This is a genomic window from Rhizobium sp. FG113 (assembly GCF_057809895.1).
Genome location: NZ_JBMDKV010000011.1, coordinates 15,366 through 40,854, shown reverse-complemented (window position 1 = coordinate 40,854; position 25,489 = coordinate 15,366). Strand labels below are relative to the sequence as shown.

General features: G+C 61.2%; 28 protein-coding genes and 2 tRNA genes. 15 read left to right on the top strand and 15 right to left on the bottom strand.

Going from position 1 to position 25,489, the window contains the following annotated elements; all coding sequences use genetic code 11:
* Positions 1 to 63 precede the first annotated feature (63 nt).
* A complete protein-coding gene (locus ACODTZ_RS22445) occupies positions 64 to 375 on the bottom strand; it encodes a hypothetical protein (protein WP_489028159.1) in 312 nt (103 codons plus the stop codon).
* A 140-nt stretch (positions 376 to 515) separates the two neighbouring features.
* Here ACODTZ_RS22445 and ACODTZ_RS22440 point away from each other — a divergent pair, with 140 nt between their 5' ends.
* Both ACODTZ_RS22440 and ACODTZ_RS22435 read left to right on the top strand, forming a co-directional pair.
* Positions 516 to 758 carry a hypothetical protein gene (locus ACODTZ_RS22440; protein ID WP_489028157.1) on the top strand — a complete coding sequence of 81 codons (243 nt, stop codon included), beginning with the start codon at positions 516 to 518 and terminating at the stop codon, positions 756 to 758.
* Between the two features lie 348 nt (positions 759 to 1,106).
* Complete coding sequence (locus ACODTZ_RS22435; protein WP_489028155.1) at positions 1,107 to 2,342, top strand: hypothetical protein; 1,236 nt, start codon at positions 1,107 to 1,109, stop codon at positions 2,340 to 2,342.
* Between the two features lie 20 nt (positions 2,343 to 2,362).
* Here ACODTZ_RS22435 and ACODTZ_RS22430 read toward each other — a convergent pair whose 3' ends face one another.
* The gene (locus tag ACODTZ_RS22430; protein ID WP_489028153.1) at positions 2,363 to 3,145 is read right to left on the bottom strand and encodes a hypothetical protein; all 783 of its coding nucleotides are present in this window, start codon (positions 3,143 to 3,145) and stop codon (positions 2,363 to 2,365) included.
* Positions 3,146 to 3,160: 15 nt separating this feature from the next.
* Between ACODTZ_RS22430 and ligD the strand changes: the two genes are divergently transcribed.
* Positions 3,161 to 4,195 (top strand): non-homologous end-joining DNA ligase, encoded by a 1,035-nt coding sequence (gene ligD / locus ACODTZ_RS22425; RefSeq protein ID WP_489028151.1) that lies wholly within the window; start codon positions 3,161 to 3,163, stop codon positions 4,193 to 4,195.
* 470 nt (positions 4,196 to 4,665) lie between these two features.
* On the opposite strand, the gene ACODTZ_RS22420 is transcribed toward ligD, so the two are convergent.
* Positions 4,666 to 4,742 (bottom strand) — tRNA-Pro (locus ACODTZ_RS22420).
* Positions 4,743 to 5,011: 269 nt separating this feature from the next.
* Here ACODTZ_RS22420 and ACODTZ_RS22415 point away from each other — a divergent pair.
* Entirely contained in the window at positions 5,012 to 5,431 is a 420-nt protein-coding gene (locus ACODTZ_RS22415) for a hypothetical protein (protein ID WP_111564467.1), read from the top strand.
* Between the two features lie 140 nt (positions 5,432 to 5,571).
* On the opposite strand, the gene ACODTZ_RS22410 is transcribed toward ACODTZ_RS22415, so the two are convergent.
* Positions 5,572 to 6,264, bottom strand: a complete 693-nt coding sequence (locus ACODTZ_RS22410) for a DUF4145 domain-containing protein (protein WP_156144788.1) — start codon at positions 6,262 to 6,264, stop codon at positions 5,572 to 5,574.
* Between the two features lie 302 nt (positions 6,265 to 6,566).
* Positions 6,567 to 6,641 (bottom strand) — tRNA-Gln (locus ACODTZ_RS22405).
* Positions 6,642 to 6,828: 187 nt separating this feature from the next.
* Between ACODTZ_RS22405 and ACODTZ_RS22400 the strand changes: the two genes are divergently transcribed.
* Positions 6,829 to 7,125 (top strand): cupin domain-containing protein, encoded by a 297-nt coding sequence (locus ACODTZ_RS22400; protein WP_489028149.1) that lies wholly within the window; start codon positions 6,829 to 6,831, stop codon positions 7,123 to 7,125.
* A 30-nt stretch (positions 7,126 to 7,155) separates the two neighbouring features.
* Complete coding sequence (locus tag ACODTZ_RS22395; RefSeq protein ID WP_489028147.1) at positions 7,156 to 8,070, top strand: MBL fold metallo-hydrolase; 915 nt, start codon at positions 7,156 to 7,158, stop codon at positions 8,068 to 8,070.
* A gap of 19 nt (positions 8,071 to 8,089) precedes the next feature.
* Here the strand turns inward: ACODTZ_RS22395 and ACODTZ_RS22390 are convergent, their stop codons facing one another.
* Positions 8,090 to 9,028 carry a DUF1499 domain-containing protein gene (locus ACODTZ_RS22390; RefSeq protein ID WP_489028145.1) on the bottom strand — a complete coding sequence of 313 codons (939 nt, stop codon included), beginning with the start codon at positions 9,026 to 9,028 and terminating at the stop codon, positions 8,090 to 8,092.
* Between the two features lie 243 nt (positions 9,029 to 9,271).
* Here ACODTZ_RS22390 and ACODTZ_RS22385 point away from each other — a divergent pair, with 243 nt between their 5' ends.
* Positions 9,272 to 9,658 carry a hypothetical protein gene (locus ACODTZ_RS22385; RefSeq protein ID WP_018899033.1) on the top strand — a complete coding sequence of 129 codons (387 nt, stop codon included), beginning with the start codon at positions 9,272 to 9,274 and terminating at the stop codon, positions 9,656 to 9,658.
* A 6-nt stretch (positions 9,659 to 9,664) separates the two neighbouring features.
* Here the strand turns inward: ACODTZ_RS22385 and ACODTZ_RS22380 are convergent, their stop codons facing one another.
* On the bottom strand, positions 9,665 to 9,910 hold the full coding sequence (locus tag ACODTZ_RS22380; RefSeq protein ID WP_018899034.1) for a hypothetical protein: 246 nt from the start codon (positions 9,908 to 9,910) through the stop codon (positions 9,665 to 9,667).
* Positions 9,911 to 10,015: 105 nt separating this feature from the next.
* On the opposite strand from ACODTZ_RS22380, the gene ACODTZ_RS22375 reads away from it, so the two are divergent.
* Both ACODTZ_RS22375 and ACODTZ_RS22370 read left to right on the top strand, forming a co-directional pair.
* Entirely contained in the window at positions 10,016 to 10,213 is a 198-nt protein-coding gene (locus tag ACODTZ_RS22375; RefSeq protein ID WP_018899035.1) for a hypothetical protein, read from the top strand.
* A gap of 91 nt (positions 10,214 to 10,304) precedes the next feature.
* Entirely contained in the window at positions 10,305 to 10,577 is a 273-nt protein-coding gene (locus ACODTZ_RS22370; protein ID WP_047507856.1) for a hypothetical protein, read from the top strand.
* Positions 10,578 to 10,580: 3 nt separating this feature from the next.
* Here ACODTZ_RS22370 and ppdK read toward each other — a convergent pair whose 3' ends face one another.
* The 5 genes from ppdK to ACODTZ_RS22345 form a co-directional block, all read right to left on the bottom strand.
* Positions 10,581 to 13,250, bottom strand: a complete 2,670-nt coding sequence (ppdK, locus tag ACODTZ_RS22365; RefSeq protein WP_489028142.1) for a pyruvate, phosphate dikinase — start codon at positions 13,248 to 13,250, stop codon at positions 10,581 to 10,583.
* 395 nt (positions 13,251 to 13,645) lie between these two features.
* Positions 13,646 to 17,107: a chromosome segregation protein SMC gene (gene smc / locus ACODTZ_RS22360; RefSeq protein WP_489028140.1), complete on the bottom strand. Its 3,462-nt coding sequence runs from the start codon at positions 17,105 to 17,107 to the stop codon at positions 13,646 to 13,648.
* 84 nt (positions 17,108 to 17,191) lie between these two features.
* Entirely contained in the window at positions 17,192 to 17,884 is a 693-nt protein-coding gene (locus ACODTZ_RS22355; protein ID WP_489028138.1) for a DsbA family protein, read from the bottom strand.
* Positions 17,885 to 18,049: 165 nt separating this feature from the next.
* Positions 18,050 to 18,229, bottom strand: a complete 180-nt coding sequence (locus ACODTZ_RS22350; protein ID WP_489028136.1) for a hypothetical protein — start codon at positions 18,227 to 18,229, stop codon at positions 18,050 to 18,052.
* A gap of 36 nt (positions 18,230 to 18,265) precedes the next feature.
* Positions 18,266 to 18,754: a DUF721 domain-containing protein gene (locus ACODTZ_RS22345; protein ID WP_111564363.1), complete on the bottom strand. Its 489-nt coding sequence runs from the start codon at positions 18,752 to 18,754 to the stop codon at positions 18,266 to 18,268.
* A 94-nt stretch (positions 18,755 to 18,848) separates the two neighbouring features.
* Here ACODTZ_RS22345 and mutY point away from each other — a divergent pair, with 94 nt between their 5' ends.
* The 4 genes from mutY to ACODTZ_RS22325 all read left to right on the top strand — a co-directional run bounded on the left by mutY (position 18,849) and on the right by ACODTZ_RS22325 (position 22,078).
* The gene (gene mutY / locus ACODTZ_RS22340; protein WP_489028134.1) at positions 18,849 to 19,946 is read left to right on the top strand and encodes an A/G-specific adenine glycosylase; all 1,098 of its coding nucleotides are present in this window, start codon (positions 18,849 to 18,851) and stop codon (positions 19,944 to 19,946) included.
* The gene (locus ACODTZ_RS22335; protein WP_489028132.1) at positions 19,947 to 20,555 is read left to right on the top strand and encodes an HAD family hydrolase; all 609 of its coding nucleotides are present in this window, start codon (positions 19,947 to 19,949) and stop codon (positions 20,553 to 20,555) included.
* Positions 20,556 to 20,557: 2 nt separating this feature from the next.
* Positions 20,558 to 20,923, top strand: coding sequence for a nuclear transport factor 2 family protein (locus tag ACODTZ_RS22330; protein WP_489028130.1), 366 nt, complete (start codon positions 20,558 to 20,560; stop codon positions 20,921 to 20,923).
* 237 nt (positions 20,924 to 21,160) lie between these two features.
* On the top strand, positions 21,161 to 22,078 hold the full coding sequence (locus ACODTZ_RS22325) for a hypothetical protein (protein ID WP_489028128.1): 918 nt from the start codon (positions 21,161 to 21,163) through the stop codon (positions 22,076 to 22,078).
* Positions 22,079 to 22,252: 174 nt separating this feature from the next.
* Here ACODTZ_RS22325 and ACODTZ_RS22320 read toward each other — a convergent pair whose 3' ends face one another.
* The gene (locus ACODTZ_RS22320) at positions 22,253 to 23,383 is read right to left on the bottom strand and encodes a site-specific DNA-methyltransferase (RefSeq protein WP_047507873.1); all 1,131 of its coding nucleotides are present in this window, start codon (positions 23,381 to 23,383) and stop codon (positions 22,253 to 22,255) included.
* Between the two features lie 143 nt (positions 23,384 to 23,526).
* Here ACODTZ_RS22320 and ACODTZ_RS22315 point away from each other — a divergent pair, with 143 nt between their 5' ends.
* Together ACODTZ_RS22315 and ACODTZ_RS22310 are read left to right on the top strand one after the other, a co-directional pair.
* The gene (locus ACODTZ_RS22315) at positions 23,527 to 23,832 is read left to right on the top strand and encodes a nucleotidyltransferase family protein (RefSeq protein ID WP_489028126.1); all 306 of its coding nucleotides are present in this window, start codon (positions 23,527 to 23,529) and stop codon (positions 23,830 to 23,832) included.
* A 98-nt stretch (positions 23,833 to 23,930) separates the two neighbouring features.
* Entirely contained in the window at positions 23,931 to 24,767 is an 837-nt protein-coding gene (locus ACODTZ_RS22310; protein WP_489028124.1) for a carbon-nitrogen hydrolase family protein, read from the top strand.
* A 6-nt stretch (positions 24,768 to 24,773) separates the two neighbouring features.
* Here the strand turns inward: ACODTZ_RS22310 and ACODTZ_RS22305 are convergent, their stop codons facing one another.
* Positions 24,774 to 25,127, bottom strand: coding sequence for an antibiotic biosynthesis monooxygenase family protein (locus tag ACODTZ_RS22305; protein WP_489028122.1), 354 nt, complete (start codon positions 25,125 to 25,127; stop codon positions 24,774 to 24,776).
* Positions 25,124 to 25,453, bottom strand: coding sequence for an NIPSNAP family protein (locus ACODTZ_RS22300; RefSeq protein ID WP_489028120.1), 330 nt, complete (start codon positions 25,451 to 25,453; stop codon positions 25,124 to 25,126). The genes ACODTZ_RS22305 and ACODTZ_RS22300 overlap by 4 nt, the downstream gene beginning before the upstream one ends.
* Positions 25,454 to 25,489 lie beyond the last annotated feature (36 nt).

Here is a 25,489-nt window from a genome sequence, read left to right as displayed (position 1 = left end):
GTCTTTCGTTGAGCAGTTCCCAGCCGAAAACTTCAGCGAGACGCTCCCATTCATCATCTGAAATCATACGCGGCGACCTTTGAGTACGTTGAGCGCTTGCTGACGTTGCGCGCATGCGGCGCGCAGGCGCGCGTTGTCGGCCTCAAGTTCCGAGAGCATCGTCAACGCTAGTTGCGCCAGTTCTTCCATATCGTTTGCATGGCGGGTCGCGGACGTGAGGGCATCGTCATATCGGCGCTCGTATCGAGCACGTGCCGTTGCCGCAATTGCGTCGCCGAGAGCATTGGCAAAACCGACGCCCGCAGCAGCGAGAACCATCATGCCGCCCGCGTTACCAATCATCGCGCTGTGTGCAGGATTTCCGTAGCCAGGCATGTGTCGGCCCTCCGTTTCGTTCAGACGCAGATATGCCGGGCTCGATTCCTTCCGGCAAGCCGTCCACGAAAATATAGCGATCGACTTATTAACGGAGCCCATGTAGATCGCGCGCGTTATCTGGGGGAAAGGTGTACGCCATGAAACATCCGAGGTTCATTCATGACTGGAGGAATTTTTGGGACCCGCCGGACCCTTGGGCGGCTCACCAGGCGCGGAATCAAGTCGGCCAAGCGCCGAGCGAGATACGCAAAAAACTGGAAGAAATCGAGCGCGAGCGGCTGGCCGATATGCCTCCGTACTGGGTGTCGTACTGCCAAATAACGGCCTGCGTTGTCCTGATCGGCTCGGTCCTCGGGGCAATCGTGTATTTCGCGTTCTAATCCCGAGGGAGGCGACCGAGGAGAATGCGATTGCCCTCGGTGTTGCCACATGCTCGGCATCGCAAACGCTTGGCGACCTCGGCAAGCACTATGCTCGACCGACCCCGCTGAAGGTCCCACCGATCTAGCCACGCCTCGCGCTCGCACTTGACGCATCGACCACCGACGCACTCCCACTCCATCATTTGCCGCAAATCCCTCGCGACATCTTCAAGCTCACCGACATATATCGGTGAGCCGCGGCCTTTCTGGAGATCAATTCCTCGTGGATGCTTCATAGCGTTCCTTTTTTGTTCCCTCTCTGGATAAGAGTCAAGGTGCTAGTGTCCGTGGAAAATGGAGGGTGTCGTGGGGCCGCTCACACTTTTCGACAAGTCGTTCTTGGAAATGCTGAGCGTAGATCAGGCTGTCCTGTTCGACCTGATGTTTTCGACCGTGATATCGCCCATCTTCTACGTCGAAGTTCTTGCCGACTTGGAGAAGGACGGTCCTAAAACTCGTACCCGAGAAAAGGTGGTAGCTGACGTCGCGAAAAAGACCCCCGTGATGCACTCTTACCCCAATATCTCACACGTCGCTTTGTGCCTGAACGAGCTGCTAGGCAGTCATATCGAAATGGACGGGCGGCCGGTCATCGAAGGCGGCATACCGGTGCTGCACAAAGGCAAGATAGCTGTCGTTAACGAGCAAACGCCGGAGTCAAAAGCCTTCGACCGTTGGCAGGACGAGAACTTCCACGAGGTCGAGCGGAGATTCGCCGTAGTATGGAGAAAGGCCCTGAAAGGCTTGGACAACGCGGCGCTGGCAACTTTGACCAAGAAAACACTCCTTATCGAGGACTCTCCGAAGAACCATGAGGATGCGCTCAGGATCGCACGCGCGGTGCTTGCGCGAAGTGGGCAGCACTTCCTAAACCTCAAGCTGGGCTATCATTTCCTCGGCCTTGATCCGTCTATGTGGAGAGCCGTGGAGGCAAGATGGAAGGCTGCCGGGCACCCGGCTTTGCCCGAATATGCGCCATATTTTACGTACTGTCTGACGATCGACATCTTCTTCAAGCTGCTGATGACGAAAAAGATCATCTCGCCTGACAGGCCGAGCAATCGCACCGACGTCGCCTACCTTTACTACCTTCCATTTACCAAGCTGTTTATTTCAGAGGACAGGCTCCACCGTCGCATTGTGCCACTTTTCCTTCGGGAAGATCAGAAGATAGTGACGGGTTCCGAAATAAAGGAAGACCTCATTAGGCTGGACGAACATTTCTCCGCGCTGCCAGAGGAACATCGCAAGGCAGGCATGTTTAGGTTGGCGTCTACACCACCTGATGACGACAAGTATCTCACTACACGTTTGTGGAGAGAGTGCGGTCATTCAACTGCCCCAAAACCGCCGATGCCAAAAAATCCAAGTCTTCACAAAGAGATCAGCCAGAATCTGCGTGAGGTTGTCGCGCTGTCCCGGCGACCGGCACGCAGAAGTTTTTCGCAGGCCGAACTGAAAGACCCGGATCAACGCATGATCAGAAGAATGATCCCGAGGCAGTGGGGAAAGTGGACCGTCATTCCTGACGACGTGAAGTAGCGTCTGGGCTGGAGAATTGATTATCTGCTCGAGTTGTATCCGGCCTTGAACTCGTCCACGGCATCGGTGACCGGCTTTGTCGTTTCCTTCCACCAGTTGTTCAAATCGGACGATGCCCTACCAAATTTCTCGCCGATATCGTGCATGGTGACCGTCTTAGCCTTCTCCATCTTCTTCTCGTAGCGAGACTGCATGACGCGAAACCGATATGCACATCTCTCCCACGAATTGTCGTAGTTCGCGATGTACGGTCGCCACGCTTCAAAATCACTCCTCGCGGCGTGGTAGGCGGCAAGATTGTCATCGACGAACGACGGGCTGCCTTCATTGACCTGTTTGACCCTGATCAGACAAGTCGCCTCGGCCGCCTTGTCGAAGGCAGCCGGGGAAAGAGGCTCGGTGATCTGGTAGCCGGCCCTTACGTGCTCCCCGACGCGGTTGAGTGTCAGGTGGTCGGGGTGCCTGGCGTCGACCGCGTCTGCGACGTCCCATCCCGAATATGCGATCTCGATGATCTTTCGGCTCTTGGTTGCCGGAGCATCCGGCGACGCCTCGATCCGATCGATCTCGGCGACACGCTGCGCGACTTCTCCAGAGCGCTCCCGCCGATCGAAGAATTCCTTCACGCTGACGACGCCGATCAGCACGACTAAGGCGGCAATGATAGTCAACGCGACCGCTGCCGACGCTTTCTGTACTTTTCCGATGTTCGCCATAATGATCCCCTCGAACGCAACGTAGGTTTGCACCAACACCACATAACATTCAATCTGGCCCAGCAACCTCGGCTTAAACTTTACCATTGATACTTACCATCTATGGTAAAGCGCCCCAGTAAACCTCTGCTTCATTCCGAGGAAACTTACCTGAAAGGGAAACCTCGGCGACGCCGCGACCCCGCGCAGCCGTCCCTGCCGTTCGATCCTATGCCGGATCGCATCGAACCCTGTCTCGCACTGCTCAAGGCCAAGCCACCCGTAGGTGGCAACTGGGCGTATGAGGTGAAATGGGATGGATACAGGATCGCCGTCCACTTGGATCACGGCCACGTGCGCATCTTGACCCGCGGCGGCCACGACTGGACCGACCGTTTTCCTGCCATCGCCGAGGCCGCCCGAAATCTCGGCGTGGCTATGGCTATCCTGGATGGCGAGGCGGTCGTCCTCGACGAACAGGGGCGATCAGATTTCGGTGCTCTCCAGCAGTCCTTGGGTGGGCGCGGCGGAAGGAAAACGTCAGACGCCTCGATCTTGATGGCATTCGACCTCCTCTATTTCGACGGCCACACCCTCATCGGCACGGAGTTATCGGTCCGACGTCACTTGCTCGAGGGTATCATTCCAAACGGGACCGAGGGGGCGATCCGCTTGTCGGAGGAGGTCGAAGCGGACGGCGCTGCACTCCTCGCGGCGGCGTGCGAACATGGACTCGAGGGGATCATCGGCAAAGATCGCGAGAGCCCGTATCGATCCGGTCGAGGAGGCGAGTGGGTCAAGGTCAAATGCGTTCAGAGCGATACGTTCGCTGTCGTTGGCTACGAGCATTCGTTGTCCGCTCGAGGTGGGATCGGTGCGTTGCTCCTGGCGGCGCGCAAGGATGGCAACTTGGTCTACGTCGGATCGGTTGGCACGGGTTTCAAAGAGGCGGCGGTATGGAAGCTGCGCGAGCAACTCGACAAGCTGGTGACGAAGAAGCCGGAGGTAAATTACAACGGTCGACGCAAGGATGTGGTTTGGGTACGCCCTCGCCTCTTCGCTGAAATCGAGTACCGGGCTTGGACGCATGATGGGAAGCTCAGGCATGCCTCGTACAAGGGGTTGCGGGATGCGGCCGACGTTTTCGAGATCGGGTAGGACCTACCGGCGAAATTTGCGGCTCGAATATCCGGATCAAAATATCCCCTCGGCGCTGATCATGGCGCTCAGGGAGTTTTACATGAGCGATTTCGAGTTCAAGCTGAATGGCCTTCGGGCCAGTCTGCACTCCTACAAGCTTCGGACGCACGTCTGCGGAGATGGAGCCTACGTCTTCCCAAAGCACATTCCGAACGGACTGCTGATCCACATAGACGGAGAAAAGCTGGACAGGCTCACGCCGCATGCCTTGGCCGAATACGTTTGCGCACGAATAGAAGAAGACCTGGCAGAGGAGCGGAGGGCCCCCAAGATGATCCCAACCCTTTTTAGAGGGGTTTCTCCTAACTCTGACAGAAAGGACAGAAACGGAGTTTCTGTCAGAGTTTCTGTCAGAGAGCCTCAATACAGAGGCTACAAAGAACAATTAGATGAAGCTAAAAAGCCTTTCGGGATAAGGCGTTATCGGCTGGTCGGAGTGAGAGGATTCGAACCTCCGACCCCCACGTCCCGAACGTGGTGCGCTACCAGACTGCGCTACACTCCGTGACCAGCGGCGCCTCTATAGACCGGCCCAACGGCTTGCGCAAGCACCAAAATCCAAAGCGGGTTGCATTTTTATGACGGCGGCGGCGGGAAGCGCGCCCAGGCTTGCGCGCGAGCAAAAAGCCACACCTGCCGCAAATTTTGCAATCGCGAAAAAGAGCTGATTTTCTTTTGCCGGGTTCCGCGCTAAAGCGCTGTCAGGACAGGCTGAAACGCTGCAGGGGCAGTGATTCCCGCCGCCGAATGCGCGACAAATCCAGGGACGACACCATGAAACTCCGCACTTTCGCAGCCGCAGCGCTGGCCATCGCTCTGGCCGGCTGCACGACCATCCCAACGGCCGCCGATCCGATCTCCAGCCGCTGGGTCGGCCAGTCCGCCGGCAAGTTCTTCGCAGCCTTCGGCCCGCCGCAGACCGACGCCGACAATGGCGGTGGCAATGTCTACACCTGGCAGGGCGGCTACAAGACCGTGACCATTCCGGCGAAATACGCCGATGGTACTGAGGGCAAGCGCGGCAAGCAGATCTCTCCCGCCCGCAAGCAGTATCTGCGCTGCAAGGCCGTGATCACCACCAGCTCGGACTACACGATCCGCAGCATCAAGGTATCCGGCGACCTGCCCGGCCTCAACGGCGGCCCATCCTACTGCGCCGAATTCCTGGCGCCTGCCCAGCCGGCCGCGCAGTAAGGCGCAGCAAAAGCGAGAGACACGAAAGGCGGGACGCAGGTTCCGCCTTTTTTTTGTTTTGGGGATCGGCGCTCAACTATAGAACGAAAGCAGACCAAGCAATGTTAGTCGTGAAGATTCTGAGATCGATGGACCGCGGCTTACACTTTCCTCTGTCCGGCCAAAATCTGCTTAGCTCTCACAGCTGCGATACGAGCAGGTTTGACGAACATTCTGTCGAGTAGGTCGAGTGTTAGATCCTCAAGAGCTTCAGCTTCCTCTGCTGTGTAAGGATCAACTTCGTGGACTGCATCATTGCCATCAACGGCAACCACGTCAGCTAATTCAACAATATCTTCTTCAAGCACTTTGAACTGGCCAAGTGCTTTGATCCTGACACGCAACGCCTCCGCTGGCCGCTTCTCAGCTAAGCGGGGATCGGTCTCAAATACAGCTTTAGTTGCGACGTCTATCGTCTTCCTAAACATTGCGCCAGCTGCGTCCGCCATCTGAAGGCGGCGGCACGTCGCTCCCTGTTTGAAAATAGAGGCAATATTTGCGGGGATTGCCTCATCTAGCTCAGGGGCATTCACAACGTTTAGGACAGCCTCTTCTTCTGCATCGACACCTCCGGTAAGATCAAGGTTGAAGTTATTCTGGGTGAGATTGAAAGCACTTTGGACGCGATAAACGTTTATTTGCAGACACTGATTGCAGGAGAACGCTGCCTCCCACCTGCCTTCCCCAATATGTGAATATCCGATTGCCGAAAGTTGAACTCCAACTGTCCCACATCGCACGCAGTCTCGCTTCATTATCGACGGCACGTCTGCAATCTCCTTTGAGTATTCCAACGAGACATTACCGCATTCAAAAGCATGAATTAAAGCGATATTGGCAGAATCCCCAGAATAAACCGTATTTGATCGCGAGCTTTACTGGCATATCCTATCGAACATTTCGCTCAAACTGAACATCGCGCCCAATTTCCAGAAGCGCATCCTGATTCGAGTTAAATCTCGGATCAAATCCCAACGAGTCGAGCAGCGATATACCGACCAGAATACTTAGGTCCGATCCCCTTTATCAGAAAGCAAATCCCGAAAAAAACTGCCGGTGCTTTCCGATAGTAAAAGTACAAGATGGCTGAAATGAATGGCTGGGGCGCCAGGATTCGAACCTGGGAATGCCGGTACCAAAAACCGGTGCCTTACCGCTTGGCGACGCCCCACCAGAGACTGGCAGCGAGAAATGCTTGCCAATTGCGTCGCCTGATTAGCAAAGGTCCGTGACCGTCACAATCATTAAGTTTCGGGACGAGCATATTTCTGTGCGGTCTTTTCTGCGTACTCTTTTCTGTGCGCTCTTTCCGGCGGCATGCTAGGTCTCTTCTCAGACCATACCGCTTCGGAGTGACAATGAGCCAGTATCGTGCCCGCCCGCCTGCCCTTGCCACGCTTCTCCTCGACGATGCTGTCGTCAGGATCACCCGTTGGGACTTCGAGCCCGGCGCCGATACCGGCGTGCATACGCATGGGATGGGCTATGTCGTGGTGCCGATGACGGACTGCCAGTTCCTGATCGAGGAGAATGGCGATAGCCGGCGGGTGGATATCGCGGCGGGTGCCGCCTATCGGCGCGATGCGGGCACCGAACACAATGTCGTCAATGCCGGCGACAGGCCGATGTCCTTCATCGAGATCGAGTACAAGTAGGTCGTTACAGGATACGACCGCAGGAACGACATGGCCAATCCAGACTTCAATCGCGCCTTCGAGCCCGCCTACGGCCAGGCCGTGCCGGTAGCACCCGGCGTCCAGCGGATCACGGTCAACAATCCGAGCGCGTTCACGTTTCACGGCACCAACAGCTATATCGTCGGCGACCGCTCGGTTGCGGTGATCGATCCCGGCCCTGAGGACGACGCGCATTTTTCGGCGCTGATGGCAGCGCTTAAGGGGCGCGAGGTCACGCATATCCTCGTCTCCCACACGCATCGCGACCACTCGCCGCTCTCGCGCCGGCTCAAGGAGGCGACGGGGGCCACCGTCGTCGCCGAAGGGCCGCATCGCGCGGCGCGGCCGCTGCATGCGGGGGAGACCAATCCCTTCGCCGAGAGCTCCGACATGGCGTTTCGTCCCGATATCGCGCTTGCCGACGGCGAAGCAATCGAGGGCGATGGCTGGCGACTGACGGGCGTGCATACGCCGGGGCACGCGGCCAATCACATGGCGTTCGCGCTTGAAGACACCGGCATCCTGTTTTCGGCCGATCACGTCATGGCCTGGGCGACCTCGATCGTCGCGCCGCCGGATGGCTCGATGGCCGATTACATGACTTCGCTCGACAAGCTGATCGCAAGGCGCGACCGGCTGCTCCTGCCCGGCCATGGCGGCCCGGTGCGCAAGCCGATCTCCTTCATGCGCGCGCTGAAGACGCACAGGCGGATGCGCGAGCGCGCGGTGCTGGGGCGGATCAGGGCCGGCGATACCAATATCCCCGACATGGTGAAGGTGATCTACCGCGACACCGATCCGCGGCTGCACGGCGCGGCCGCGCTTTCCGTGCTGGCGCATATCGAGGATCTGATCGAGCGCGGCGAAATCGAGACCGATGGCCCGCCGGCGCTTTTGGGGTCGTATCGGATGGCCGGGAAATAGGTCGAGGCAGACGACTCGATCAGCTGCCGGCGATGCCGAGCAGTTCGGCGTCCAGCGCCTTCAGGTAATCCTCCGCGATGTCGGCACTGAAGCCGAGGTCGGAGGGGCCGTAGCGGGAGGCGACGCGGACGTCGACGAAGGTCGTCTCGGCTTCCTCGCGCAGCCGGATGATGACGTCGAAGCGCAGGCCGAGAACCAGCGTGCGCGTCTCGCCCTGCAACGTCACGCCATTGGCGCGGCGGATCAGCTGGGCGACGTCGTCGTCATAGGGACGCGGCGTCGGGACGGGCACGACATCGGGGGCCTCGTCGGGCACGGCGGTGTTGTCGGCGGCTTGGTTCTGGGCTTGGGACTGGGTCTGGGGCTTGGCGGCCGGTTTGTCTTCCGGATCGCGGGTCGGCACGCTGTCGCCTTCGGCGCGCGTGATGCGGATGCCGTTCAGCTTGGCGACCTTCTTGACGGCTTCCAGCACGCGGTCGATGGCGCCGTCGTAGCGACGGCCTGTCAGTTCCGGATAGGCTTCGAGCTGCTTTTCGCGATCCTCAGGCGTCACCGGAATCCGCTTCAGCCAGATCTGGTCGGCGCTTGGGGTCTTCAGCCAATCCGGCACCGAGACGGGATCGGTGGAGACGTCATAGATGACCGGCATGCTGAGATAGCGCTCCACCGCCAGCCCGCCGATCACCAGCGGCAATGCCGCGAAGATCAGCGCCTTCAGCGCATCATGCCCGCCCTCGGCGCCCGTCAGCCACAGGCTGCGCAGGCCGGCTGCGGCGAGCACGGCGGCCAGGATGCTGAAGCCGGTGGCGACGATGAGGATGAGAACGAGATAGGGCGTGGCGAGGCCGGCGAAGCGGTGACCGATCAGCGCCGCCAGGCACAAGACCAGCGCAAAGGCCGCGAACCGCCTGGAAAAGCGGGCGGCAGTGGAAATGGGGCGGTCGAAACGGATTGCCATCAAACTTACCGGTTAGTCGCAAGCGGCGCGTCCCGCATGAACACGCAAATCGCCCAAGCACTTGTTTAGTGCAAGATTCGCCTAAATTGAAACTGTTGTCTTACGCGAGCGTGTCCAATCCACGATGAACCCACGTTTTAGACCACCAAAGCGGGCATGGATTACGTGAGCATTTTCTGATATTGAGTTGATTTCCCGCAGTTGCAGCATGTTCATCGGTCACGGACGAACAGGAGAAAAGCAATGATCGCATCCGAGCTTGCAGTGGAAAGCCCCATGCCGACGCTATCAGGGGCCGATGCGAGCGATCCGCTTCTGCCGATGGAGCTTCTGGAGCTAGAGCTTTCGCTCGAAAGCTATGATGGCGACAGCGACTTCTGCGATGCGGTGCGCACGGCGGCGGGAAAGAGCGGCGGCGAATTCCTGTTCGATCTCCCGGCAGAAGGGCTGATCGACGATTGCAAGCGGATCGCGGTGCTGCGCATCCCGTCCGCTTCCACCGACATGCGGATCGTGCTTGCGGTACTCGATCAGAACGGCACCGATATCCGCATGGAGAGCCCGGCGCCCGAGACCGCCCATATCGCGCAGTTCGCCGATGCCTTTATCGAGGTGCTTGAGCGGTTCTAGTCTCGTTCAATCGCGGCCGGATGCGGCTTCGGCCAGCGTGCGGAAGGCGAACTTGCGGCCGCATTCGCATTTGATCACACTGGTTTCCTGAAAATTGGTCTGGCGCTGGACGAAAAGCCCGCGCGGCAGCTGGTCGATGTTGAAGCCGGGATGCTTGCGCTTCGGATCGTCCGTCTCGGAGGCTTCGGCAAAACCGCTATTGCCGCATTGCGGGCAGGTCAGCTTTTTCGAGAATCGATCACGCAGTGCCATCAGTCGCTTCCATTTCCGTGAGGCGTCTTCTTATAGCGGTTCTCATCCGGGCGAAAGTCGGAACCAAAGCTTGGGGGCATCGTTTTCCCTTGAAAGGAGACAATCATGCCCAATCGCGACCCGATCCCCGTCCCCACGCCTGAGACCCCGCGCGGCCCGACGCCGACACCCGGCATTCCCGACCGCGTGCAGGAAAAGCCGCCGCTGACGCCGGCCCAGGACCCGGGCGACAGCAAGAACCCGAACGACCCGACGCTCGATCCGGCGCTGCTGCCGATCGGCGATCCAGCTGGAGCTGCATGACAACTTTTGCGGTTAACGGAGTTTTTAGTTGACGGTTAGTCAGGCTTGGCGTCTGCTATTTCAGCAAGATCAATCCGTTGAAGATAAAAAGATGCGTATTCTCCCGCTGACGCTCACCATCGCCGCCATTGCGATCGGCCTTTCGGCCTGCCAGACGATGACGCCGGAAGAACGGCGCGCGGCCGATGAGCGGCAATGCATGAGCTATGGCTTCAAGCGCGGTACCGAAGGCTTCGCCACCTGCCTGCAGCGCATTGACCTCAATCGACAGGCGCAGGCGCGGGCCGACAGCGCTTACGTGATGTCTGATATGTCGTGGCGCATGGGCGGCCCCTATTACGGCGGCCCCTACTACCGCTGGTGAGCTTTAAAGCGACCTCTCCTTGATCGCTGCCTGCGCCGCCGCCAATCTAGCGATCGGCACGCGGAAGGGCGAGCAGGAGACGTAGTCGAGGCCGATGCCCTCGCAGAAATGGATCGAGGCAGGGTCGCCGCCGTGTTCGCCGCAGATGCCGAGCTTCATGTCGGCGCGGGTTCGCCTGCCGCGCTCGGTAGCGATGCGAATGAGTTCACCGACACCATCGAAATCCAGCGAGATGAAGGGATCATGCTCGATGATGCCCTTGCGCTGGTAGGTCGGGATGAAGGCCGAAGCGTCGTCGCGCGAAATGCCGAAGGTGGTCTGCGTCAAATCGTTGGTGCCGAAGGAGAAGAATTCCGCGGCTTCGGCGATGATGTGGGCGCGCAGTGCCGCGCGCGGCAGCTCGATCATCGTGCCGACGAGATAGTCGATCTGCATATCGGCTTCCGTCATCACGTCGCGGGCGATGGCATCGATTCGATCCTTGACGTAATCGAGCTCGGAGCGCAGGCCGACGAGCGGCACCATGATCTCGGGCACGACTGCGGCACCCGTCTCGCGCGCCGCATGGACGGCGGCCTCGAAAATGGCGCGTGCCTGCATCTCGACGATCTCGGGATAGGAGATCGCCAGACGGCAGCCGCGATGGCCGAGCATCGGGTTGAACTCGTGCAGAGCATCGACGCGCTGGCGAAGCGCTGTCGCATCCATGTTCATGGCGGCTGCGACATCGGCGATTTCCTCGTCGGTCTTCGGCAGGAATTCGTGCAATGGCGGATCGAGCAATCTGATCGTCACTGGCAGGCCGTGCATGACGTTGAAGAGGCTCTCGAAATCCTCGCGCTGCATGGGGAGCAGCCTGTCGAGCGCCGCGCGGCGCCCCGCCTCGTCTTCCGCCAAAATCATCTCGCGCATGACATGGATGCGCTCGCCTTCGAAGAACATGTGCTCGGTGCGGCAAAGGCCGATGCCCTCGGCGCCGAAGGAGCGCGCGGCCCGCGCGTCGGCCGGCGTATCGGCGTTGGTGCGCACCGTCATGCGGCGGACGCGGTCAGCCCATTCCATGATGCGGCCGAAATCGCCGGAGAGCGCTGGCTGCACCATCGGCACCTCGCCCTTCAGCACCTGCCCGGCCGATCCGTCGATGGTGATGATGTCGCCCTTCTTCAGCGTCACGCCCATGCCGATCAGCCGCTCGTTGCGCAGATCGATGCGCATGGTGCCGGCGCCGACGACGCAGGGGATGCCCATGCCGCGCGCAACGACGGCCGCATGGCTGGTCATGCCACCACGGGTCGTGAGAATGCCTTCGGCCGCATGCATCCCGTGGATGTCCTCGGGGCTGGTCTCGACGCGCAGAAGAATGACCTTGCGCCCCTCCTCTTCCGCCATGACCGCTTCCTCGGCAGTGAAGACGATCTCGCCGGATGCAGCGCCCGGCGACGCCGGAAGGCCGGTGCCGATCACTTCGCGCGCAACGCGGGGGTCGATGGTCGGATGAAGCAGCTGGTCGAGTGAGGACGGCTCGATGCGCAGCACCGCCTGCTCCTCGGTAATCATCTTCTCATCCACCATATCGACGGCGATCTTCATTGCTGCGCGGGTCGAGCGCTTGCCTGACCGCGTCTGCAGAATCCACAGCGTGCCGCGCTCTATGGTGAACTCGATATCCTGCATGTCGAGATAATGCGCCTCGAGACGGTCGCAGATTGCCACGAACTCCCTAAAAGCCTCCGGCATCAGCTTTTCCATCGACGGCCGGTCGGAGCCGGAAGAGATGCGGGCTTCCTCGGTGATGCTCTGCGGCGTGCGGATGCCGGCGACGACGTCCTCGCCCTGGGCATTGACCAGAAACTCGCCGTAGAGCGACTTTTCGCCGGTCGACGGATTGCGGGTGAAGGCGACACCGGTGGCCGACGAATTGCCGAGGTTGCCGAAGACCATGGCCTGGATATTGACGGCGGTGCCCCAGCCTTCGGGAATATTGTGGAGATGGCGATAGGTGACGGCGCGGGCACTCATCCAGCTCGAAAACACCGCACCGACAGCGCCCCAGAGCTGCACCTGCGGATCCTGCGGGAACTCCTCGCCGAGTTCCTCTTCCAGCACTGCCTTGTAGAGATGAACGACGTGTTGCCACTCGCTCGCGGTCATCTCGGTATCGTATTCGTAGCCATGGCGGGCCTTCTCGTCTTCCAGGATTTCCTCGAAGACCTCGTTGTCGAGGCCCATGACGACATCGGCGTACATCTGGATGAAGCGGCGGTAGCTATCCCAGGCGAAGCGCGCGTCGCCGGCATCGTGGCCGAGCGCCTGAACGGTCTCGTCGTTGAGCCCGAGGTTGAGCACCGTGTCCATCATGCCCGGCATCGACACGCGCGCGCCGGAGCGAACCGACAGGAGCAACGGGCTGGCGCCCGCGCCGAAGCGGCGGCCGGTGACGGCCTCGATGCTTGCGATGCCCGACAGAACCTGCGCGCGCACCTCTTCCGATATGCGGCGACCATCGCGATAATAGGCGGAACAGGCGTCGGCTGTGATGGTCAAGCCGGGGGGAACGGGCAGGCCGAGGCTGCACATCTCGGCGAGATTGGCCCCCTTGCCGCCCAGCATCTCATGGTCGAGCGCTCGCCCCTCCGCCGCGCCGTTACCGAATGTATAGACCCACTTGGTCATGCTCTCCCCAACACCAAAATCGGGATCAGCTTAATCCCTTGGTGTTAAAATGAAAATCGCACAAATACGGCCAAAATGTTGCAGTGCACAACATCCGCGTATTCAAGCCGTTTGAATTTTCAGGAAGAGTAATAAAGCTTTGCGGGACCGCAACAAAGTCCCGCAAAGCCTTATTTCCGTCCGGCCAGGAAAACCGGACGGGGGGTTCAGCATGCCGATACAACGTGGAGGAAGCCTCAACACATGCGCACGGCAATCTGTACGCAAAACCGCTGGCGCGATCCCTGCGGACCGCACATACAGTTTCTTCTAATGCAAGATGGGTAAAAAGGCATCACCTTATTGGGTGAGAAGCCCATTCAGGGCTGACTTTTTTTGGGTGTTTCGCCTTGACCTCAGGCGATCTCGCGCAATTGCTCGGCGGTTTGCAGGTCGACGGAGACCAGCTGCGACACGCCCTGTTCCGCCATCGTCACGCCGAACAGGCGGTTCATGCGGGCCATGGTGATCGGGTTGTGGGTGATGATGACAAATCGCGTCTCGGTGGAAGCCGCCATCTCGTCCATCAGGTTGCAGTAGCGTTCGACATTGTGATCGTCGAGCGGCGCGTCCACTTCGTCGAGCACGCAGATCGGCGCCGGGTTGGTGAGAAACACCGCGAAGATCAGCGCCATCGCCGTCAGCGCCTGCTCACCACCCGAGAGCAGCGTCATGGTCTGTGGCTTCTTGCCCGGTGGGCGGGCGAGGATTTCGAGGCCTGCTTCCAGCGGATCGTCGGATTCGATCAGCTGCAGCTCGGCCGTGCCGCCGCCGAACAGGTGGGTGAAGAGGCGCTGGAACTGGGTATTGACGACGTCGAAGGCGGCGATCAGGCGCTCGCGGCCTTCGCGGTTCAGGCTCTGGATGGCGCCGCGCAGCTTGCGTATCGCGTCGATGACGTCGTCGCGCTCCTTGATCAGCGCCGCCAGCCGGTCGCTCAGTTCCTTCTGTTCTTCCTCGGCGCGTAGGTTGACGGCGCCCAGCCGCTCACGCTCCATCTTCAGCCGCTCCAGCTCGCGCTCGACCTCGCGCAGATCAGGCATTGCCTGCATGACATCGAGACCGGCGAGCCGGAAGGCTTCGTGCGGCGCGACGTTCAACGCCTCGCGGATGCGGGCTTCTGTCTCCACGCGCTTTTCGCGGGCCGAGACCAGGCGCTCTTCGGCGCGGCCGCGGCGTTCGCGGCTTTCGGCAAGTTCGGATAGCGCAATCGCCGCCTTGTGATCGACATCGCGCTGCATCAGCTCGGCTTCGGCCAGAAGATCGGCGGCAGCACGGCGTGCGTCGTCAGCCTTCTGCAGCTCGTTCAGCAGGCCACGGCGCTTGTCGTCGAATTCGTCGGGCGCCATTTCGAGATCGGCGGCTTCCTCGCGGGCCTCCTCCTCACGGTCGCGCAGCGTCGCGATGTGGTCCTCGGCGCTTGCCGCGCGCTGGCGCCAGGTCTCGCGCTCCTGGCCGATCGCGATGATGCGGCGCTGGCGGGCGTCGTTTTCGCGGTTGAGGCTCTCGTGGCGGGCGCGGGCCTCGGCAAGGGCGCCGCGATCGGTCGCCACATCGGCCTGCTGCAGCCGCAGGCGTTCGTCGAGTGCGGAGAGATCCGGTGCGTCGTCGAGCTCGATGCGGGCATTTTCTTCCTGGATGGCGATGTCTTCAAGCTGGCTCTGAAGCTGGCTGACGGCTTCGGCAATGACATCGCGGCGGCGGATGAGATCGCCGGAGGCACGCTCGGCAGCAGCCAGCGCCTCACGAGCTTCCGCCAGTTGGCGTGCGGCCATGCGCGCGGTATCGCGGGCGTCGGTCAGGCGATGTTCCTCGCCCGAGATGGCTTCGGCCGCGATCGCCAGCTGCTCTTCTGCCTCGGTCAACACGTCGCGGGCGATCGATGCTTCGCTCTCGAGCTCGGACAGACGGTTCTTCTGGGCGAGACGGAGTGCTGCGGCACTCGGCGCATCGGCGCCGGTGACGTGGCCATCCCAACGGTAGACGGCGCCATCGCGGGTGACGAGGCGCTGGCCGGGCTTGAGGCTCGCCATGAGAGCGGGCGCATCGGCGTCGGAGACGAGACCGATCTGCTTGAGGCGGCGGGCAAGGGCTGCCGGCGCTCGGACATGCGTGATCAGCGGCGTGACGCCTGACGGCAGCGCCGGATCGGCCGCGCCATCGCCGTTTTCCGACCAGTGGGCGGGCGCCTTCGGGTCGAGCGGGGATTCGAGATCGTCGCCGAGGGCAGCACCTACGGCGGTCTCGAAGCCGCGGTCGACCTTGAGCTCATCAGCGACAGGTGCGAATTCGCCGGCCGTGGCGCCGGATGCCAGCATGCGCGAAATGGTGCGCGCTTCGGTCTCGATGGCGTTCAGCTGGGCGCGGGCCTGATCGACAGGCGCGCGCGACATCGCCTCCGTCTGGCGGGCGGCGGCCAGCGCCTGCTCGACCGCCTGGATGGCGGCTTCGGCCTCGGCGACAGCGCTTTCGCCCGCTTCGACCACCATGCGCTTCTCGTCGGGATCGGGCAGCGTCGCGATGCGCTCGCCGATGCCTGACAGCTCGCGATTGGCCTCGTCCATCTGGCGCTCGAGCCGCATCTTGCGATCGGAGAGATCACGAATCGCGCGTTCGAGCTGGTTGCGGCCGGCGGCGGCCTCGGCGCGTTCCGATGTCAGGCCGGCGAAGATGCGCTCGCTATCGGCAAGCTTGGCGGCGGCCTCCTCGAAGGCCTCGCGGGTCTCTTCCGCGTAACGGCCGGAATCGGCGAGGATCTCGCTGATCTCCGCTTCCTCGGCATCGAGACGCTGCAGGATTTCGGCGTTGTCGGCGACGAGCCGTTCCTCGCGCCTGATATCCTCCGAGAGCTGCGCCAGGCGGCGGGTGAGCTCATCGCGGCGGCGCAGGATGCGGTTGGCGTCTTCTTCCAGCTGGGTCTTGGCGATCTGCAGGCGCTGCAGGGCAGCCGCCGCGCGGGCCTCGCCCTCGCGCAGTTCAGGAAGCTTGAGGCTCGATATGCCTTGCGACTTGGCGGCCTCCATCTGCATCTGCGCCTTTTCGGCGACGATGGAGGTGGCCTGGTTGAGCGCGCTGTCGGCCTCGGCTTCCGCTTCTTTGGCCTGAACCCAGCGGATATGCAGGAGCATCGCCTCGCGGGCGCGGATATCGGCGGAAAGCGACTTGAAACGATTGGCCTGACGGGCCTGGCGCTTCAGGCTCTCGATCTGACTTTCGAGCTGCGATGTCACGTCGTCGAGACGTTCGAGATTGCTTTCGGCGGCGCGCAGGCGCAGTTCCGCCTCGTGACGGCGCGAATGCAGGCCGGAAATGCCGGCGGCTTCTTCCAGCAACTGGCGACGGGCCTGCGGCTTGGCCGAGATCAGCTCGCCGATACGCCCCTGCCCGACCATCGACGGCGAGCGGGCGCCGGTGGAGGCGTCGGCGAAGAGCAGCTGGACGTCCTTGGCGCGGCTTTCCTTGCCGTTGATACGGTAGACCGAGCCCTGCTCTCGCTCGATGCGGCGGGTGACCTGGATCTCGTCGCTATCGTTGAAGCCGGCAGGTGCGGTGCGGTCGGCGTTGTCGAGGTAGAGTGCGACCTCTGCGGTGTTGCGGGCGGGCCGATTGCCGGAACCGGAAAAGATCACGTCGTCCATGCCCGACGCGCGCATGTTCTTGTACGAGTTCTCGCCCATCACCCAGCGAAGGGCCTCGACAAGATTGGACTTGCCGCAGCCATTCGGCCCGACGACACCGGTCAGACCGCGCTCGATGACGAATTCGGCGGGTTCGACGAAGGATTTGAAGCCGACGAGGCGGAGCTTGTTGAACTTCATGCGGTCGCCTCAGCCGGGCGCTGGCCCAACGAAAAAACGGGCGCACGGCTTCCGCCGTCGCCCGTCTTATAGGAACGGCTCAGCTTAAAGCAGGCTGTCGATAAGGGCCGACATGATGTCAACCGACATGTCTCCAGAGTAGCGCTTCCCGTTGATGAGGAAAGTCGGAGTGGCGTTGACGCCGAAATCCTTGGAACCCCGTTCCCGCGTCGCGTTCACTTCATCCAGCAGCTTCTGGTTCGTCAAGCACTTCGTGAAGCTTTCCTCACTAAATCCAGCGAGTTTGGACATCTGGAGGAGTGCGGCGCGGCCATCTTCGGCGGCGGCCCAGGTCTGCTGCTGCTTGAAGAGCATCGAGACCATCGGGAAATACTGCTCCGGCGTGCTCAGATCTTCCGGCTTGGACGGATTGCAGCGGGCCAGCATGAAGGCTGCGGCAGCGCGCGGGTCGAAGGGGAATTCGCGGATGATGAAGCGAGCCTTGCCGGTGTCGACATACTTCTTCTTGATCTCGTCGAAGGTGGTGGTGTGGAAGTGCGCGCAGTGCGGGCAGGTCATCGACATGTATTCGACGATGGTGACCTTGGCGTCTTCCTTGCCCAGCGCCATTTCCGGCAGAGCGCCCGGCTTCAGCACGGCTTCCATATCGACATCGCCGTCGGACTTCGGAATTTCCACAGCCGCATTGGCGCTGCTGAAGACCGCCAGTCCGGCGGTCGCGGCAGCTACGCCGCCCAGGAGCTGGCGCTTGGTCAGTTGCATTTCGGACATCTGCATAATTTCCTCATAAATGAGAGTAGCGGCTGGAAGTGCGATATAACGGCTGATCGCCGCTAACAAGGCACGCATGAACGAGTTTCTTCAAACAATTGTGACCTTGATGGGACGAAGGGGCGGGAGTGGCAAGCAACTATTGATTTTATTTGGCGCGGAAGGCGGCGTTTAGTCCTTGCCTTCGCGTCTCATGCGCTCAGCATGGCGACGCTCGATGCGATCGAAAACAACGTCGGCATCGACATCAGGTCTTGGGTCGTCGATTGCTTCGCGAATTTTTCTACGCATCACCTCATCCGAAAGAGGCGTAGTCTCGCCTGTTGCGCCAAATGACCGCTTGTTTGACATTTTTATCTCCTCGCCACGTTTGCAGCCGTAAAATGTCTACCGTCCCTTCTTCCCCAGCACCGCCGTGCCCAGACGCTTCACCGCCTCGCGCAGCTTCTCATTGTCGATACCCTCCATCATCCCCTCCAGCCGGCGGGCAGCCTCGCCTTTCAGCGGCGGCGGGGTGCGGGAGCGTTTGAAGGCTTGAGAGACCGGCTTCTGGACGATGCGGATCTGGTGGACGGCGGAGAAGCCGAAGAAGCTGTTGATACGCTGGATGAGCTCGCCCTGCGCATGCGTGAGGAACAAGGCGCGGGCGCCCTCGCAGGCGATGGTCAAAACGCCGGGGCGGAAGCTGCCGTCATCGCCGCCGCGCGCCCAGGCGATCTTTTCCGGGCGGGTGCAATCGGCGAAATCCTCGCCGGCAATCTCGTCCCAGGAGCCGAGCAGCGCGGTGTTGATGCCGGCGCGCTTGGCAAGCACGGGGTCGATCAGGCCGTTGGCCAGTTCGGAGATCTGTTTTTCACCTTTGCGTGGATAACTCATGGAAACCTTTGGATGCCGCCGCTATCGGGCGCCGCCGCCTTGATCGGGCGGCAATGCTTCGCCAAGTATAGGGCACTTCCCCTCCGCACGGCAAATGATGACCTTAAAGACCACCACCGCGCCCTTAGCAAAGCCCCTGCTCGACTGGTACGATCGCCATCACCGCGACCTGCCCTGGCGCGTTTCGCCGCCGATGGCCAAGCGCGGGATCAAGGCCGATCCCTATCATGTGTGGCTCTCCGAGGTCATGCTGCAGCAGACGACGGTTCCAGTCGTCAAAGCCTATTTCCTGAAATTCCTCGCGCGCTGGCCGACGGTTGATGATCTCGCCGCCGCACCCAGCGAGGACGTGATGGCGGCATGGGCGGGGCTTGGCTATTACGCGCGGGCCCGCAACCTGAAGAAATGTGCCGAGGCGGTGGCGTACGAACATGGCGGCGTGTTTCCGGATACCGAGGAAGGGCTGAAGGCGCTGCCGGGGATCGGCGATTATACGGCAGCGGCGGTGGCGGCGATCGCGTTCAACCGGCAGGCTTCCGTGATGGACGGCAATATCGAGCGGGTGATCTCGCGGCTCTATGCGATCTCGACGCCGCTGCCTGCAGCCAAGCCGTTGATGAAGCAGAAGGTGGCGCTGCTGACGCCGGCGGACCGGCCGGGTGATTTCGCGCAGGCGATGATGGATCTCGGCGCCACGATCTGTACGCCGAAGCGGCCCGCCTGCGCGCTCTGTCCCTTCAACGGATCGTGCGAGGCCTTGGCGCTTCACGATCCCGAACATTTCCCGGTCAAGGCCGCAAAGAAAGCGAAGCCCGTTCGCGTCGGCGCCGCCTTCGTGGCGGTGACTGATGATGGCGAGGTGCTGTTGCGGCGCCGGATCGAGAGCGGCTTGCTCGGCGGCATGACCGAGGTGCCGACGACCGGCTGGACGGCGCGGATCGACGGCGAGACCTCGGCGGACGCGGCTCCGTTCGCGGCCGACTGGCAGCCATCGGGCACCGTCACCCATGTGTTCACCCATTTCGAGCTCAGGCTTTCGATCTGGCGCGTGGCGATCCCCGCCAGGATCGAAGGGGATGACGGATGGTGGGAGCCGGTTACAAATCTTGACGCGCAGGCATTGCCCACAGTCATGAAAAAAGCGATCACAGCGGCTATTCCACGCGCGTTTCAACAGTCCAAGGACGGATAAATGCCTATTGATCATATCGTTTTCGATATCGGAAAAGTTCTTATCCATTACGATCCGAACATTCCCTTCAGCCGCATCATTCCGGATGCCACCGAGCGGCAGTGGTTCTTCGACAATGTCTGCACCCACGACTGGAACGTCGAACAGGATCGCGGTCGCACATGGGCGGATGCCGAGGCGCTTTTGATCGAGATGCATCCCGATCGCGAAGAGCATATCCGCGCCTTCCGCAAGCACTGGCACGAGATGGTATCGCATTCCTACGACGACAGCGTCGCCATCATGGAAGGGCTGATCGCTGAGGGACGCGACGTGACGATGCTGACGAACTTCGCCTCCGACACGTTCCGCGAAGCACAGGTGCGCTTCCCCTTCCTCACTAAGCCGCGCGGCGTTACCGTTTCGGGCGATATCGGCCTGATCAAGCCAGACATCGCGATCTACGAAGCACACACAGAGAGCTTCGGCCTCAATCCGGCGGCGACAATCTTCATCGACGATTCGGCGCCGAACATCGAAGGCGCCAAGAAGGCGGGCTGGGACGCGGTGCTCTTCACCGGTGCCGAGCAGCTGCGCGCCGATCTTGCAGAACGCGGCGTGAGGGTCTGACCATGGCATTCGATCCAGTCAAGGAAATCACCCTGTTTCACGACGCGATCAACAGGCTCGACTACCAGATGATCGAAGACTATTTCGCCGAGGACGCAACCTATGTCTCGAACGGCGTCGGCAGTCTTGCGGGCCGCGACGAGATCATGGCGGCGTTCCGCAAATATTTCGACGACTACCCCGACCAGACCGCCTTCAACACGCTGGTGGAGCGCGTCAGCCCCTATGCCGGGCGCGCCGTATGGTCGGTGCGCGCCACCCACAGCAAGACCGGCAAGCCGCTGGTGCGCGAGGGGGAGGAAACGATCACCTTCAACGAAGAGGGACGCGTGACGCGGGTGGATGTGAAGGACTATCAGGACTTCTAAGCCAGAGAAGCTGCCGGACCTCCCTGCCCGCGAAGAGAAACCGCAAATCTCTCATCGCGTTAGGAACAATCAGCGCCGTTGACGGTTTTGTGAGGACCCGCGCATGACGCGGTTTCGAGCAAACGATAAGTCAGCCGTGCTGACGGGAGGTTATGATGGGTAGAGGTATCTTGCTGTGGTTTCTGGGCGTTCCGATCCCGCTGATCCTGATCATCCTGCTGTTCTGGCACTAGGGGGTTGGCGATGTCCTTTACCTCCTCAACCGTGGTGACCGACGCACCATTGGAATCATCGGCTCCCGCCGTCAGCTGGGGGCCGATCATCGCCGGCACGCTGGCCGCCACGGCGATCTCGCTGATCTTCATCCTCATCGGCTCCGGCCTTGGCCTGACCATGGTATCGCCCTGGTCGCATGATAACGCCTCGCTGACGACGATCGGCGCGACTGCCGCGATCTGGCTGATCGTCGTTCAATGGGTTTCGGCCGCACTCGGCGGCTATCTGACCGGCCGTTTGCGGACCAAATGGGTCGGCGTCCACACCTACGAGGTTTTCTTCCGCGATACCGCGCATGGCTTCCTCTCCTGGGCGCTGGCGACCGTGGTCGTCGCCGGATTGCTGGGATCGGCGCTGTCATCGGTGATCAGCACCGGTACGCAGGCCACCGCAACAGCGGTGGGTGCCGTCGGCGCCGCGGGTGCTGGAGCCGCCGTCAGCGCCAGCGATGGCACGAGCGGTTTCTCCCCCGCCTATTTCACCGACGCCTTGCTGCGCCCGGCCAATACGGCGCCGGCAGCGGGCAACCAGAGTGATGAGGCGGTCAATGCCCAGGTGACGCGCGTGCTGGTGAACGGCATTGTCGACGGCAAGCTTTCGGCCGATGACCAGGCCTTTGTCGAGCAGGTGGTTGCGGCCCGCACCGGCCTTTCCGCGACCGATGCCAAGGCACGCGTCGATGCCGTCATGAAGCGCATCGACGACGCCAAGCTTGCTGCCAAGGAGGCTGCGGATAACGCCCGCAAGACGGCTTCGGCGGTTGCCCTGTTTGGCGCGCTGTCGCTGTTCGTCGGCGCCTTCATCGCCAGTGTCGCCGCCGCAATCGGCGGACGCCAGCGCGACGAGGACGAAGAGCGGATGGCGTTGCTGCGCCGCTAAGCGGTGAAGCTGAAGAACTGAAAAAGACGCTCGGAGCGATCCGGGCGTCTTTTGCTGTCTTGGAAGTCCAGAACTGAAGACGCCCGGGGTATGATCCCGGGCGCCTTTTGCCGTCTTCCGCAACTGGAGGTACAAAAACCGGTCGACGGCAGTCTCGATCGGGCCTTTCGCGGATCAGCCCGCGTTTGCCAGATCACTGCGGATGACGGCCCTGAGATCGTCGATCGGGCGCAGGGATTGCCCATCGTCGAAGTGCCAGAACGTCCATCCGTTGCATGCGTCGAAACCCTGGACCTTTGCGCCCATCCTGTGGATCGAACCCGCCTCGCCGCCTGCCGTAACCGTGCCGTCGGCGCGAACGATCGCGCTATAACGGCGCTTGGCGTCGGTCAGCACCTGGCCGGGCTTGATGAGGCCGCTTTCGACCAGCGTGTTGAAGGCCACGCGGACCTCCTGCTTCTTGCCGGTCATAACAGTCAGTTCCGCCTTGCCGAGCGGCTCGACTGCCTCGATGCGGGCAGAGGCCGCGTCGATATAGTCCTGCTCGCGTTCGATGCCGACGAAGTGGCGGCCGAGGCGCTTGGCGACGGCGCCGGTCGTGCCAGAGCCGAAGAACGGATCGAGGATGATGTCGCCCGGCTTCGAAGAGGCCATGATGACCCGGGCAAGCAGTGCTTCCGGCTTCTGCGTCGGATGCACCTTCTTGCCGTCCTCGCCCTTCAGGCGCTCGTGGCCGTTGCAGATCGGGAACAGCCAGTCGGAGCGCATCTGGACGTCGTCGTTCGAGGCCTTCAGCGCATCGTAATTGAAGGTGTAGCCCTTGGCCTTGGCGTTCGGGCTCGCCCAGATCATCGTCTCATGCGCGTTCTGGAAGCGACGGCCCTTGAAGTTCGGCATCGGGTTGGTCTTGCGCCAGACGATGTCGTTCAAGATCCAGAAGTTGAGATCCTGCAGCGTGGCGCCGACACGGAAGATGTTGTGATAGGAACCGATGACCCAGAGCGTGCCCGTCGGCTTCAGCACGCGGCGGCAGGCGAGCAGCCAGGCGCGGGTGAAGGCATCGTATGCTTCGAAGGAGGCGAACTGGTCCCATTCGTCGTCGACCGCATCGACCAGCGACTGATCGGGACGATGCAGATTGCCGCCGAGCTGCAGGTTATAGGGCGGATCGGCGAAAATGACGTCTACGGAATGGGTCGGGAGGGCTTCAAGAGCGGCAACGCAATCGCCCTTGATGATCGTGTCGATCCAGGAATCCGGCTTTGCGGAGGCCTTGAGATCGGCAAGCGGAAATACAGACGCCATCTTTTAACTCGCTCATACACATTACGCTCTTTACTGTCTGTTATGGTTACTCATCTTGGTTACCAAAGCCTGAACCGGGGTACGATTTCGGGAAAAAATTCAGGCCAATGGCAAAGTACATCCGGATACGCTAGGCTTGCGGCATGAGGAAAAGCGAAGCGCTCGAACGTCTGAAGAGCAATGCCGAGGCGGTGCGTGCGCTGGGCGCGACCTCGCTTTACCTGTTCGGCTCGGTTGCCCGCGACGAGGCGAAACAGGCAAGCGATATCGACCTTTTCATCGATTACGACCCTCAGAGCGGCTTCAACGCCTTCGATCTTATCGGCATCAAGCTGATGCTTGAGGAAAAGCTCGGAAGCCCTGTCGACATCACCACCCGCGACGGCCTGCACCCGCGCTTGAGAGAGCGGATCGAATCCTCGGCGATGCAGGTTTTCGCTGCCCGCTGAGCCTGTTTGCAAAAAGGTAGCGCGCCTTTGTCTTCGATATAAGCTCTCCTCCGCCCGTCACGCTGAGCAGCGTGAGTCGAGGATTCAGGGAGGCAGAGTTGCAAATAGCCACGGCCCAGACCTTTGTGTCATCCGACATTGCAGCCAATGTCGCCGCAATACGAGACCTGATCCGGCAAGCCGCTTCGGCCGGCGCACGATTGATCAATTTCTGCGAAGGCGCTCTTTCCGGATACGGAAAGATGCAGATCATGAGCCCCGAGGACTGGTCGACATTCGATTGGGCGGCGCAGCGAGCCGCTCTCCGCTCCATCGCCGAGATCTGCGGCGAACTTAGCATATTCGCAGTGGTCGGTGGGGCACACCGCTTCTCCGACAGTCAGCCGCCCCACAACAGTCTCTATGTGTTTTCCGACGCCGGCGCGTTGATCAATCGATACGACAAGCGCTTCCTTTCCAACTCGGAACTCCAAGGCTGGTATACGCCCGGCACAACGCCGGTCGTTTTTGATGTCGATGGTTATCGCTTCGGCTGCGCTATCTGCATAGAATCACAGTTTCAGGAGGTGTTCAGCGAATATGAGCGCCTCGGCGTGGACGCGGTTCTGTTTTCTTCCTACGGCGTCCCGCCGCGTTTCCAGACAGTCCTCAGAGCGCACGCGGATTTGAACTGCATCTGGATTGGCGCCGCCACGCCCGTGCAGAAAGCCCATAAGGGACCGGCGGGCACGATCGGCCCCGATGGAGAGTGGGTCGTGCAATGCCCCGCGGCGCCAGAATCCGGTTTTGCCGTGGCGACATTGGACCGGGATGATCCAGTCTACGACATCCCGCTCAAGAAGGCCCGTCCGTGGCGGGCCAGGGCAAGGCAGGGCGAGATCTATCGCACGCAAATGCGCGATGATGGCGAGAACGACGACCGCACCCAGTATTGAGGCCGACTAACCCACCGCATCATGCACAGCGCGGCTATCCGCCGGCGCCTCCGCCCGCTCCTTCATCCCGTAATCGCGCACGACATGGCCAATGCGCAAACGATAATCCGCGAAGATGCCACCTCGGCCGGCGGCCTGGGCGGCGCGGTGGTGTTCGAGGTTGCGCCAGCGTTTAACCGCTTCCTCGTCGCGCCAGAAGGAGAGCGAGAGCAGCTTGCCGCGCATCGTCAGGCTTTCGAAGCGCTCGATCGAGATGAAGCCATCCATCTTTTCCAGCTCGGCCCGCAGTTCGCCGGCGAGGTCGAGATAGGTGTGGCGCTCGCCCATATAGGGCAGGACTTCGAAGATGACGGCGATCATGGCAGCACCTTTGCGGCGTGGGGGAGCGAGACGTTCTTCAGGAAGATGCGGTCTTCCTTGAGGATGAAGCGTTCGCCTCTTGCGAATTCATAGTTTTCGCGGCCGAGCGGATCGGCGGCCAGGCGGGCGCGGTAGGCTTCGTAGGCGGCGAGGTTTTCGATGTTGTAGACGCCGTAGGCCGTGGTCGCCGAGCCCTCGTGCGGGGCGAAATAGCCGATGAGATCGGCGCCGTTGCGCGGGATCGCCTCGCCCCAATTGCGCGCGTATTCGGCGAAGGCATCCTTCTTGAACGGGTCGATTTCGTAGCGGATGAAACAGGTGATCATCTTTTTTCTCCTTGATTGCAGGATGGTTTTGCCATG